11 protein-coding genes and 1 pseudogene are annotated in these 11,882 nt (G+C 72.8%); 10 read left to right on the top strand and 2 right to left on the bottom strand.

Annotated features, from left to right (window positions below):
- The first annotated feature begins 13 nt into the window (after positions 1–13).
- The gene (locus tag ACIOC0_RS07450) at positions 14–838 is read left to right on the top strand and encodes an oxidoreductase (protein ID WP_402153445.1); all 825 of its coding nucleotides are present in this window, start codon (positions 14–16) and stop codon (positions 836–838) included.
- Positions 839–1,249: 411 nt separating this feature from the next.
- On the opposite strand, the gene ACIOC0_RS07445 is transcribed toward ACIOC0_RS07450, so the two are convergent.
- Positions 1,250–2,083, bottom strand: a complete 834-nt coding sequence (locus ACIOC0_RS07445) for an HAD family hydrolase (RefSeq protein ID WP_402153443.1) — start codon at positions 2,081–2,083, stop codon at positions 1,250–1,252.
- Positions 2,084–2,661: 578 nt separating this feature from the next.
- On the opposite strand from ACIOC0_RS07445, the gene ssd reads away from it, so the two are divergent.
- The 7 genes and pseudogenes from ssd to ACIOC0_RS07410 all read left to right on the top strand — a co-directional run bounded on the left by ssd (position 2,662) and on the right by ACIOC0_RS07410 (position 8,115).
- Positions 2,662–3,765 (top strand): septum site-determining protein Ssd, encoded by a 1,104-nt coding sequence (ssd, locus tag ACIOC0_RS07440; protein WP_130438514.1) that lies wholly within the window; start codon positions 2,662–2,664, stop codon positions 3,763–3,765.
- On the top strand, positions 3,762–4,988 hold the full coding sequence (locus ACIOC0_RS07435) for a TadA family conjugal transfer-associated ATPase (RefSeq protein ID WP_402153441.1): 1,227 nt from the start codon (positions 3,762–3,764) through the stop codon (positions 4,986–4,988). The genes ssd and ACIOC0_RS07435 overlap by 4 nt, the downstream gene beginning before the upstream one ends.
- Complete coding sequence (locus tag ACIOC0_RS07430) at positions 4,972–5,841, top strand: type II secretion system F family protein (RefSeq protein WP_402153439.1); 870 nt, start codon at positions 4,972–4,974, stop codon at positions 5,839–5,841. The genes ACIOC0_RS07435 and ACIOC0_RS07430 overlap by 17 nt, the downstream gene beginning before the upstream one ends.
- Positions 5,842–6,016: 175 nt before the next feature.
- A complete protein-coding gene (locus ACIOC0_RS07425) occupies positions 6,017–6,823 on the top strand; it encodes a type II secretion system F family protein (protein ID WP_402153437.1) in 807 nt (268 codons plus the stop codon).
- Positions 6,824–6,960: 137 nt separating this feature from the next.
- Positions 6,961–7,170 carry a DUF4244 domain-containing protein gene (locus tag ACIOC0_RS07420; RefSeq protein ID WP_352244939.1) on the top strand — a complete coding sequence of 70 codons (210 nt, stop codon included), beginning with the start codon at positions 6,961–6,963 and terminating at the stop codon, positions 7,168–7,170.
- Positions 7,157–7,513, top strand: a pseudogene (locus ACIOC0_RS07415) (TadE family type IV pilus minor pilin); the annotation flags it as partial. The gene ACIOC0_RS07420 and the pseudogene ACIOC0_RS07415, both read left to right, overlap by 14 nt.
- 56 nt (positions 7,514–7,569) lie before the next feature.
- Positions 7,570–8,115, top strand: a complete 546-nt coding sequence (locus ACIOC0_RS07410) for an Rv3654c family TadE-like protein (protein WP_402153435.1) — start codon at positions 7,570–7,572, stop codon at positions 8,113–8,115.
- A gap of 173 nt (positions 8,116–8,288) precedes the next feature.
- Here ACIOC0_RS07410 and ACIOC0_RS07405 read toward each other — a convergent pair whose 3' ends face one another.
- Positions 8,289–10,754 (bottom strand): DEAD/DEAH box helicase, encoded by a 2,466-nt coding sequence (locus ACIOC0_RS07405; protein ID WP_402153433.1) that lies wholly within the window; start codon positions 10,752–10,754, stop codon positions 8,289–8,291.
- Between the two features lie 81 nt (positions 10,755–10,835).
- Here ACIOC0_RS07405 and bldG point away from each other — a divergent pair, with 81 nt between their 5' ends.
- Both bldG and ACIOC0_RS07395 read left to right on the top strand, forming a co-directional pair.
- Entirely contained in the window at positions 10,836–11,177 is a 342-nt protein-coding gene (gene bldG, locus ACIOC0_RS07400; RefSeq protein ID WP_009189842.1) for an anti-sigma factor antagonist BldG, read from the top strand.
- 115 nt (positions 11,178–11,292) lie between these two features.
- The gene (locus tag ACIOC0_RS07395) at positions 11,293–11,721 is read left to right on the top strand and encodes an ATP-binding protein (RefSeq protein ID WP_402153431.1); all 429 of its coding nucleotides are present in this window, start codon (positions 11,293–11,295) and stop codon (positions 11,719–11,721) included.
- Positions 11,722–11,882 lie beyond the last annotated feature (161 nt).

Genomic DNA, 11,882 nt, shown 5'->3' with positions numbered 1-11,882 from the left:
TAGGGTCGTACCCATGAGTACGACAGGCGCGACCGCCGATCCGCTCGCGGCCCTGGGTTCGCTTCCCGGGGTGGCGGAGTCCGTGGAATCCGTGCGCAAGGCCGTGGACCGGGTCTACGGGCACCGTGTCATGCGCCGCCGCAGCACCGCGGTCACCTCCGAGGCCGCTCTGCGCGGAGCCCGCGGCTCGGCGGCGTTGTCCGGCGCGGACTGGGCCCTGGAGGAAGTCCGCAGGCGCAGCGACTTCGGCGCCGACGACCAGGCGCTCGCCGTGGGAGCGGCTCTGCGCCTGACCGCCGAGGCTGGCCAGCTGCTGTCCATCTGGCGGCAGTCACCCCTGCGCGTGCTCGCGCGGCTGCACCTGGTGGCCGCGGCGGACGAGGGGGACGAGGTCGGTCGGCCGCGGCAGGCGGGTGAGTCCGTCGACGAGCCGTTGATCGAGCTGGAACTGCCGACCTCGGATGAGGTCGCCGGACGCCTGGACGGGCTGGCGCAGTTGATCGTGGCGGGGAGCTCCGCGCCCGCTCTGGTGACGGCCGCCGTGGTCCACGGCGAACTCCTGGCGCTGCGCCCCTTCGTCTCCCGCAACGGTCTCGTCGCGCGCGCGGCGCAACGCGTCGTCCTCATCGGCAGCGGCCTCGACCCCAAGTCGGTCTGCCCCGCCGAGGTGGGGCACGCCGAACTCGGTCGGGCCGCGTACCTGGCGGCCCTCGAGGGCTACGTCTCGGGGACTCCGGAGGGTATGGCGGCCTGGATCACCCACTGTGGGCGCGCGATCGAACTCGGCGCCCGTGAGTCGACCGCGGTGTGCGAGGCGCTCCAGCGCGGGGCGGCGTAGCGGAATGGAAAAAGGCCCCGTGCGAGGGGCCTGAAAAGGGTTGCGGCGGTACGAGGACTCGTACCGCCGCTGGCATGCTCACCGGGTTACCAGGCGTCCTCGATATGTCGCCCATCAGGTCGGGAACTTTGCCCGTCACCTGGTGCGGCTGGCCCGTAATCGACGGGTCGACGTCGCGTGGGTGCCCAGTGCTCATGCTTCCGGTCCGTGGGGCCAAATGCGTTATTTAAGGTGATCCTTTCGGATGTCCTTGGTCTCGCGGGCCGTTGAGTCCTTTGTACTCCAGGACCCCGGTAAGCGGAACCCCTAGCTGCAGTTCTTTACTTTTACTCTCAAACAGGCGGCAAACGGGCGCTTCACGGAGTCCGCCGACGGCTCGTTCCGGTCGGCGTCTTCGAGTGTGTGAATGCTTCAGACGGTCGCGGCCCGGCGCCGGTTGGCGTACCAGACGAGGCCGGCGGTGGCGGCCGCCGCCCCTATGGCCGCCGCGGCGACCAGTACCGGTCGCGGCGGGACCGACAGGGAGGGAATGCGCTGCTTGAGCCGCACCGGACGGTGGAAGTCGAGGATCGGCCACCCGCGTGCGACGGCCTCGCGGCGCAGGGCCCGGTCCGGGTTCACGGCGTGCGGGTGGCCCACCGCCTCCAGCATCGGCAGATCGGTCGCCGAGTCGCTGTAGGCGTAGCAGCGGGACAGGTCGTAGCCCTCGGACTCGGCCAGTTCCTTGACCGCCTCAGCCTTGGTCGGGCCGTACGCGTAGTACTCCACCTCGCCGGTGAAGCAGCCGTCCTCGCCCACGACCATGCGGGTGGCCACCACGCGGTCGGCGCCGAGCAACTCGCCGATCGGCTCGACCACCTCGGCGCCCGACGTGGACACGATCACGACATCGTGGCCGGAGGTGTGGTGCTCCTCGATGAGGGAAGCCGCCTCGTCGTAGATGAGCGGGTCGATCAGATCGTGGAGGGTCTCGGCCACGATCTCCTTCACCTGCTGGACGTTCCAACCGCGCACGAGCGCCGACAGGTACTCGCGCGTCCGTTCCATCTGGTCGTGGTCCATACCGCCCACGAGGAAGACGAACTGGGCGTATGCGGTACGCAAGGCCGCCCTGCGGTTGATCAGTCCGCCTTGGTAGAAGGACTTGCTGAAGGTGAGCGTGCTCGACTTCGCAATGACCGTCTTGTCCAGGTCAAAGAAGGCCGCTGTGCGGGGCAAGGAGTGGTTTTCCACACCCCAGAGCATAGGGGCAGCCCATTCGGCGTAAGGTGGGCGTGTGGGTTTGCCTGAGAAGGCTCTCGGGTACACCATGGAAGTCACGGATCGTTCGCGACCGTGCTAACCCGGTCCGGCTCCTCCCCCCCCGAGTCGGCCGTGGAGACGACCCCCGCTCTCCCCCCCGGCGGGGGTCGTCGCATGTCCGGGTGGGTTTTCTCGTTCGTCTCGCGGCCGACGCGCCGTACCGGGGCGGCTGCGGCCGCCCCTTTCGCATGCGCGACCTCCGTCACCGTGCGTAAGTATGGGACTCCTCTGCGGAAGTCGTACAGGGGCAGGCGCACCGCTCACCGGTATGAGTGACGGCGATATTCACAACGCCCCGCACGTCCACAGTTTTCCACCAAGATCCACACGATTTCCCGCTTCGCTGCACCGTGATTCCCACGCGTTCGCTCGGGCCGAGTTCACGACCGGTCCCGTTTGCCGCACGCATAGGCCGGTTTCCGTCGGCCGTTCATAGGGGGACCGGATGCCGGTTCTCCGCCAACGCAGGGGAAACGAGGGGCCGCTGGGACTGCGCGCCCCGCAGTGAAGGGGGACGCAGCATGACCGGAGCCGTCACGCACGAATCGACGCCCACCGCCGGAGGACGGCAGGGCAGGCCGCTCATCGTCACCGAGGACGCGGTGCTCCTGGACGACCTCTTGCGGCTGTGCGCCGCTGCCGGCGCCACACCCGAGGTACACCCGTCGGTGCCCAGGCAACGAGGTGGCTGGGAGTCCGCGCCGCTCGTCCTCGTCGGCGACGACGCCGCGCGGCGCGTGAGCGGGGCCGCCCGCAGGCGCGGGGTGGTCCTCGTCGGCCGCGATCAGGACGACTCCGGGGTGTGGCGCAGGGCCGTCGAGATCGGCGCCGACCACGTCCTGGTGCTGCCCGACGGTGAGCAGTGGCTGGTCGACCGGATCGCCGACGTCGCCGAAGGCGTCGGCCGGCCCGCCCTCACCGTCGGTGTCGTCGGCGGCCGCGGCGGGGCCGGAGCGTCCACGCTCGCCTGCGCTCTCGCCGTGACCTCCGCGCGTGAGGGAGTGCGCACCCTCCTCGTGGACGCCGATCCGCTGGGCGGCGGAATCGACGTACTCCTCGGCGGCGAGACCGCCGAGGGCCTGCGCTGGCCGGCGTTCGCCGCCTCACGGGGGCGCGTCGGCGGCGGAGCCCTGGAGGAGTCGCTCCCCAGGCTGCACCACCTGCGGGTGCTCAGCTGGGATCGCGGCGACTGCGTCGCCATCCCGCCCCAAGCCGTGCGCGCGGTACTCGCGGCGGCCCGCCGCCGGGGCGGCACGGTCGTGGTCGACCTGCCGCGCCGTGTGGACGACGGCGTCGCCGAGGTCCTCGCCCAGCTCGACGTCGGGCTCCTCGTGGTCCCCGCGGAACTGCGAGCCGTCGCGGCGGCCGGCCGGGTGGCCTCCGCCGTCGGCATGGTCCTGCGCGACCTGAGGGTGGCGGTGCGCGGCCCCTACGCCCCTGGACTCGACGACCGCGAGGTGGCCCGGCTGCTGAACCTGCCGCTGGCCGGCGAGGTGCCCGTCGAGTCGACCCTGTTGCGCCCGGACGGCGGGAAAGCACCGCCAGGAGCGGCCGCGCGAGGGCCCCTCGCCCGGTTCTGCAAGGAGTTCTGGGAGCGGGCGCTGGCCGAAGCGGGTGGCGTATGAGCACGGCTCCCGGACTCGAACGGCCGAAGGGCACCGGAACGCTGCTCGACGGCGTACGGCAGTGGCTCGCGGAGAGCGGCGCCGAACCGACGCCCGCGCGCGTCGCGCAGGCCCTGCGGGAACAGGGGCGGGTCCTCGGAGACGCCGAGATCCTCGGCACGGCCGAACGGCTGCGGTCCGAGCTGGTGGGCAGCGGACCGCTGGAGCCCCTGCTGACCGATCCGTCGGTGACGGACGTCCTGGTGTCGGCCCCGGACCGGGTCTGGGTGGACCGAGGCGGCGGCCTGGAGCTCAGCAACGTCTCCTTCCCGGACGCGGCGGCCGTACGACGCCTCGCGCAGCGGCTGGCAGCGGTGGCCGGACGGCGCCTGGACGACGCCCGGCCCTGGGTCGACGCACGGTTGCCCGACGGGACCCGGCTGCACGCGGTGCTGCCCCCGGTCGCCGTCGCCTGCACCTGCCTCTCACTGCGGGTGGTGCGGCCCCGGGCGTTCACGCTCGACGAACTGGTGGCCGCCGGCACGGTGCCGCCGGGCGGGGACGAGGTGCTGCGGGCCATGCTGCGGGCACGGCTGTCGTTCCTCATCAGCGGGGGCACCGGCAGCGGCAAGACGACCCTGCTCAGCGCCCTGCTGGGGCTGGTCGGGCCGAAGGAGCGGATCGTGCTCGCGGAGGACTCGGCTGAGCTGCGACCGGATCACCCGCACGTCGTCCGGCTCGAGACCAGGCCCGCCAACCAGGAGGGAGCCGGGCTCGTCACGCTCGAGGACCTGGTCCGACAGGCCCTGCGGATGCGGCCCGACCGGCTGGTGGTGGGCGAGGTCCGGGGGCGCGAGGTCGTGGATCTGCTGGCCGCCCTCAACACGGGTCACGAGGGCGGCTGCGGGACGGTTCACGCCAACGCCGCTGCGGATGTGCCGGCCCGGCTGGAAGCGCTCGGCACGGCGGCCGGCCTCGACCGGGCCGCGCTGCACAGCCAGGTGGCGGCCGCGCTGTCCGTGGTCCTGCATCTTGTGCGGGACCCGGCCGGACGGCGGCGGATCGCCGAGGTGCACGTGCTGGAACGGGACCCCTCGGGGCTGGTGCGGACCGTGCCCGCGCTGCGCTGGCGGGCGGAGGCCTTCGCGTACGAACGGGGCTGGGAGCGGCTGGGGGAGCTGTTGCGGGGCGAATGGGAAAGGCCGGGCGAGGCAGGAGGACGGGCCGGTGAGCGTGGTGCGTGAGACGCCGGTGGCCGCGGCGCTTGCCTGTGCGGGAGCGGCGATCTGCCTGTGGGGTGGGCCCTGTCCGGCGGCCAGGAGGGCGCAGTCGATGCTGGCCGGGGGTGGGGTGGTCGGCGGCGGGCCGAAGCCCTGGCGGGAACTCGCCGGTGAGCTGCGCCGGGTGCGCGGCCGGTGGCGGCCGCAGTGGTGGGCGCTGGTCGTCGCCGTGGTGGTGGCCGTGCTGGGCGGTTCGGTCCTTCCGGTCGTCGCGGGGGCGGCGGGAGTGCCGCTCCTGCGTCGGCTGTGTCGCGCCCGCGAGGCGCGGCGGGCCGGGGAGGGAAGGGCGGACGCCGTGATCGCGTTGTGCGCGGCGCTTGCGGGGGAGGTGCGCTCGGGACGACAGCCGGGCGAGGCCTTGCAGCGGGCCGCCCGCGACTCGGGCGGGCTGGGCGAGGCACAGGCGGCGGTGATGGCGGCGGCACGCTTCGGCGGCGACGTGCCCGACGCGCTCTCCGTCGCGGCGCGGCAACCGGGGGCCGACGGCTTGCTGGGGCTCGCGGCGTGCTGGCGGGTGGCCGTGGACCAGGGAGCGGGCCTCGCCTCCGGGCTGGACCGGCTCGAAGCGGCGCTGCGTGCGGAGCGGGACCAACGGGCGGATCTGCGAGCGCAGTCGGCGGGTGCACGCTCGACGGCGGTGATGCTGGCCGGCCTGCCGGTACTGGGCCTCCTGCTGGGCACCGCGCTGGGCGCCGACCCGTTACGCGTCCTGCTGCACACGGGGCCGGGGTTGGGGTGCCTGCTCGTCGGCGGGGTGCTGGAGGGGGTGGGGATGTGGTGGGCGATGCGGATCGTGCGGGGCGCGGAGGAGGTGTGAGGCGGGGGGTGGACGCCGGGCTCGGAGGAGGTCCCAGGCGGGGCCTGGGGCCGGTCTCGGAGGGAGTGTGAGGCGGGGGGAGAGGGCCGGACGCGGAGGCGGTGTGAGAGCAGGAGTGGCAGTAGCGGCTGGGCGTTGGGGTGAGCCGGACGGGGTCGACGGGAGGAAGCAAGCGATGGGTGAGGAAGTTGTCCACAGGCTGGGGGTGGCGGTGGGGGTCGCCTCGTGTCTCGCGCTCGTGCTGGCGTGGCTGGCGTGGCTGGCGCGATGGCTCGACACCGTGCGGCGGGAGCGGAGGGCGCGGCAGCGGCTGGCCGTCCTGCTCGCCCTGCCGGCGGCGCGGACGAGCTCACGCCGTGGCGTGGGGGAAGCCGTGCGGCGCCGACTTCCCCTGGTCGCGGTGGTGGGTGCCGGGTGGGTGGTGGTCGGAGGCGTCGGTGGGCTGCTCCTCGGGCTGATCGGCGCGGTCGGACTGTGGCGTTGGCGGCGTCGGCAGCAGGCGACCGGTTCCGTGAGTGAGGCGGAGGCGCGGGTCGCCGCCAGGCAATTCCCCCTGGCCGCAGATCTGGTGGCTGCCTGCATCGCCGCCGGCGCGGGGCCGGTGATCGCGGCTCAGGCGGTGGGGGAGGCGCTGGGCGGCCCGGTGGGGGAAGGGCTGGCACGTGGTGCGGCCGAGGTGAGACTCGGCGGTGAACCCGCCGTCGCCTGGCGGAGGTTGGCCTCCGCTCCGGGCGCGGTCGCCCTGGCCCGGCTGTTGGAGCGGGCCGACGAGTCGGGCCTCCCGGCGGCAGTGCCGGTCGCCCGCATCGCCGCCGACGCCCGCGCCGACTGGGCTCGTGCCGGCACCGCACGGGCCCGGCGGGCGGCCGTCATGGTCACGGCGCCGGTGGGGCTGTGCTTTCTGCCCGCCTTCATCGCCGTGGGCATCGCGCCCGTCGTGATCGGCCTGGCGGGCGAGGCGCTGGGAGGAGGTGGGCCATGACAAGCGGGTGACGGAGGACTGTCAACGGCACGGCCGCACACGGCGGCGAGCAGAGCCACGCGACACGACTCAACGACAGCTCAACAACAGCAGGACACGGCAAGCGCACAACTGGAACGAGCCTCAAGGGGGTTGAGATGAGCAAGGCGGTACGGGCGCGGTTTCGTGCCCTGGTGCGCAGGATGCGTGCGGCGCGGCGGGACGAAGGGATGGTGACGTCCGAATACGCGATGGGCATCGTCGCGGCGGTGGCCTTCGCGGTGATCCTCTACCAGGTGATCACGAGCGGGACCGTCACCGAGGAGTTGCAGGCGATCGTGAAGCGGGCTCTCAGTGCGCAGACGTGAGTGCGCGTGGGCGCGCGGTACGGACCGGGGGTTCGTGACGGCGGAGTCCGCGGTGGTGCTGCCGGTTCTGGTGGCGTTCGCGATGGCGCTGGTGTGGGGGCTGCTCGTCATGGCGGCTCAGATCCAGTGCGTGGACGCGGCCAGGGCCGGCGCCCGGGCGGCAGCCCGGCAGGATGCCGAGGGCGCGGTCGTCGCGATGGCCCGCGAGATCGCGCCGAGAGGGGCGCGGGTGACGGTCAGCCGGGAGGGCGAGCAGGTCCGGGTGACGGTCGCGGCGGAGCCGCCGGTGCTACGGGGGCTGCCGTTCGAGGTGAGAGAGGAGGCGGTGGCCGCGGCCGAGGACGTGGGAACGAGAGCGGTCACGGAGACGCCGGCGGTGGCGGCGGGATCGGGCGCGGAGTGGGAGAAGGCGGAGTCAGGACAGCTCGCGGGGCCAAGGGAGGCGGGACCGGGCGTGAGGTCGGGGACCGAGTCGGAGCCGGGGGCGGACGGGGAGGGGGAGCCGTGAGATGCCGTCGAGTGCGGGTCGGGCGAAGGCCCGGCGTCGGCAGGTGCGGGCACCGCCGCAGCGAGGGTGACCGTGGCTCCGCGACCCTGTGGAGCCTCGGTGCGATCACGGTGTTGTGTGTGGTGTTCGGCGTCGTGCTTGCCCTGGGGCAGGCCGTCGTCGTCCGGCACCGTGCCGCCGGCGGGGCGGATTTGGCGGCGCTCGCCGCAGCGGACCACTGGATGGACGGTGCTGCGGCGGCCTGCGCCCGGGCGGAACGGGTGGCTCGGGCACAGGGCGCGCGGTTGGTGCGGTGCGCGATCGTGGGCGAGGTGTCCGACGTGACGGCGGCGTCCGGACGGGGGCCGTTCACGGCAGAGGTCAGAGCCCGGGCAGGCCCACCGAGCACGCAGGCAGTGGCTCCGGAAACACTGCCCCGGGGTTCCGCGGCCCCCTGACACACCCAGCGGCACTCCCCCGACCGGGCCTCGCACCAGCCGCCCGGTGAGCCCACAGCCCGGAGCAGGCCCGCTTGCCTGAGCTCTCCAGCGGCCACACAGGCCTCCCTCACCCGGACCAGCCGCCCACCCCGCAGCGCCCCCCAGCCGCACAGCCACCCCTACTCCCCGGCCTACTCCGCCCCGTTCTCCTCCGGCGCCCCCCGCAGCAGTTCCGTGAGCAGGCGTACCGCGCCCGCCTTGTGCAGTGGGTCGTTGCCGTTGCCGCACTTGGGGGACTGGATGCAGGACGGGCAGCCGGCCTCGCACTCGCAGGAGGCGATGGCCTGGCGGGTGGCGGCCAGCCAGGCGCGGGCCGTGTGGAAAGCGCGCTCGGCGAAGCCCGCGCCGCCGGGATGGCCGTCGTAGACGAAGACCGTGGGGAGGAGGGTGTCGGGGTGGAGCGGGATCGACACGCCGCCGATGTCCCAGCGGTCGCAGGTCGCGAAGAGGGGCAGCATGCCGATGGACGCGTGCTCGGCGGCGTGCAGGGCACCGCCGAGGATCTCCGGGTTGATCCGGGCGGCGTCCAGCTGGTCCTCGGTGACCGTCCACCACACCGCGCGAGTGCGCAGCGTACGGGGAGGGAGGTCGAGCTTCGACTCGCCCAGCACCTCACCGGTGATGACACGCCGACGCAGGAAGGAGACCACTTGGTTGGTGACCTCGACGGAGCCGTAGCACAGACGGCCGTCGCCCCAGGGGATCTCGACGTTTGTCTCCAGGACGGAGATCGCCGTCGTGTCGCGGGCGACCGTCGCGTAGGGCGGGGCGGCCTCCTCGACGAGGGCCACCGAGTCCTCCAGGTCCAGTGACCGCACCAGATACGTACGGCCCTGGTGCAGATGGACGGCGCCCTCGTGGACGGTGGAGTGGGCGGCGCCCTCGTCGACCGTGCCGAGCAGACGGCCCGTGCCCTCCTCGACGACCTGGACGGGCCGGCCGCCCTCGCCGCGGATGTCGGTGAGGTCGGCGGCCCGCTCCCGGCGGGTCCAGTGCCAGGCCTTCGTCCGGCGGCGCAGCAGCTTCGCGGCCTCCAGCTGCGGCAGCAGCGCCTCGGTCTCTGGGCCGAACAGCTCAAGGTCGTCCTCCGTCAGGGGGATCTCCGCGGCGGCGGCGCACAGGTGGGGGGCGAGCACATAGGGGTTGTCGGGATCGAGGACGGTGGACTCCACCGGGCGGTCGAACAGCGCCTCCGGGTGGTGGACCAGGAACGTGTCCAGCGGGTCGTCGCGGGCGACGAGCACGGCCAGGGCGCCCTGTCCGGCCCGGCCCGCGCGGCCCGCCTGCTGCCACAGGGAGGCGCGGGTGCCCGGGTAGCCGGCGATGAGGACGGCGTCCAGGCCGGAGACGTCGATGCCGAGTTCCAGGGCGGTGGTGGCGGCCAGTCCGAGGAGTTCGCCGGAGTGCAGGGCTTGTTCCAGGGCGCGGCGTTCCTCGGGGAGGTAGCCGCCGCGGTAGGCCGCGACACGCCGGGCGAGGGAGCGGTCGACCTCGGCGAGCCGCTCCTGGGCGATCACGGAGATCAGCTCCGCGCCGCGCCGGGAGCGGACGAAGGCGACCGTGCGGACGCCCTGGACGGCGAGGTCGGTGAGGAGGTCCGCGGTCTCGGCGGTGGCGGTGCGGCGGACGGGCGCGCCCTTCTCGCCCCGCATCTCGGTGAGCGGGGGTTCCCACAGGGCGAACACCAGTTCACCGCGGGGTGAGGCGTCGTCGGCCACCTCCACCACGGGGAGGCCGGTCAGGCGGCCGGCGGCGACCGCGGGTTCGGCGGCCGTGGCGGAGGCCAGCAGGAAGACGGGGGAGGCGCCGTACCGCGCGCACAACCGGCGCAGCCGGCGCAGCACCTGGGCGACGTGGGAGCCGAACACGCCGCGGTAGGTGTGGCACTCGTCGATGACGACGTACTTGAGCGACTTCAGGAAGGAGGACCAGCGGGGGTGGGACGGGAGGATGCCGCGGTGCAGCATGTCCGGGTTGGTGAGGACGTAGTTGGCGTACTGGCGGATCCATTCGCGCTCTTCGAACGGAGTATCGCCGTCGTACACGGCCGGGCGAACCGCGTTGCCGAGCGGTTGTGAAAGTTTTTTCACCGAACGGCACTGATCGGCCGCGAGGGCCTTCGTCGGGGCCAGGTACAGGGCGGTGGCGCCGCGCCCGTTGGGGGCCTCGGAGCCGTCCAGGAGCGCCGAGAGGACCGGCATCAGGTAGGCCAGGGACTTGCCGGAAGCGGTGCCCGTGGCGACGACCACCGACTCGCCGTCCAGAGCGTGTTCGGCGGCCTGGGCCTGGTGGGCCCAGGGGTGTTCGATGCCGCACGCCTGAAGCGTCGCGATCACTTCCGAGCGAATACGGTCAGGCCAGACGGCATGACGACCCGCGCGCGGGGGCAAGTGCTCCGTATGAGTGATGCGCGACGCCCGGCTCGGTCCCGGGGCGAGCCGGTCCAGGACCGTGCCCGGCGACAGGCGGGGCACGGGCTGTGCCGGGGATCGATCGGATCGGTGATTCTTGGCCATCGGCACCGAGTGTGTCACTGGCGTGACGGACAATGGAGCCAAGGCGTCGTGCACGCCTGCCGGTAAGTGATTGAATGCCATCGCGGCTGGCGAACCGTCCCGGGGGCTCCTGCCGAGGTGTCCCGAGGGGCGACCGCTCGATAGCAAGGTGCTGGAGGATCCGTGGACCTGTCCCTGTCGACCCGTACCGTCGGCGATCGTACGGTCGTCGAGGTCGGTGGCGAAATCGACGTATATACCGCGCCCAAGCTGCGCGAGCAGCTGGTCGAGCTGGTGAACGACGGGAATTTCCACCTCGTCGTCGACATGGAGGGCGTGGACTTCCTCGACTCCACCGGGCTCGGCGTGCTGGTCGGCGGTCTGAAGCGTGTGCGTGCCCATGAGGGCTCGTTGCGCCTGGTGTGCAACCAGGAGCGCATTCTGAAGATCTTCCGCATCACCGGTCTCACCAAGGTGTTCCCGATCCACACCTCGGTCGATGAAGCGGTAGCGGCCACCGACTGACCAGCCGGTCCGGGGCATGCCGGCAGGCGGCCTCGGTCGGCACAGTTGAACACCGGGGGACCGGGCCTGGCAGCCCGGCCCCCCGACAGCACGCCCGTAGTCCCGAGGGGGATGCATGGCCACCGTTGAACTCCGCTTCAGTGCGCTGCCCGAGCACGTCAGGACCGCCCGACTGGTGGCGGCGGCGGTGGCGCGCAGGGCCGGAGTGGACGAGGCCGCTCTGGACGAGGTCAGGCTCGCCGTGGGCGAGGCCTGTTCCCGTGCCGTCGGGCTGCATCAGAGCGGCGGCATCAGCGCACCGGTGAAGGTGTCCCTCATCGAGGACGAGAAGCAGTTCTCCATCGAGGTGGGCGACGAGGCCCCGCACGCGGTCCCCGGCGACCAGGCGGCGGGCGCGGAGGCCGAAGCCGAGGTCGAGGAGGACGAGATGGGCCTTGCGGTCATCAGCGGCCTCGTGGACGACGTGGAGGTCTCCGCCGGCGAGCACGGCGGGCTGATCCGCATGACATGGCCGGCCGCACTGCCCGCCACGCCGCTGCCCTGAGCGACCTGAAGCACCCCTGACCGAAGGGCCCTACCTCGTAGGGCCCTTCGGCATGTGCGCACCCTGTCACCGGCGCTTACAGTGGACCCAAGATTCATTTCGATGGAAGTGAATCTTGCGCAATGAACCATGCCCTGAATTTCGTGAAGCAATTCACGATC

It is taken from the genome of Streptomyces sp. NPDC088254 (assembly GCF_044740925.1).
Classification (GTDB): Bacteria; Actinomycetota; Actinomycetes; order Streptomycetales; family Streptomycetaceae; genus Streptomyces.
The sequence above is the reverse complement of the archived record's forward strand: the minus strand, read 5'-3'. Positions and strand labels throughout refer to the sequence as shown.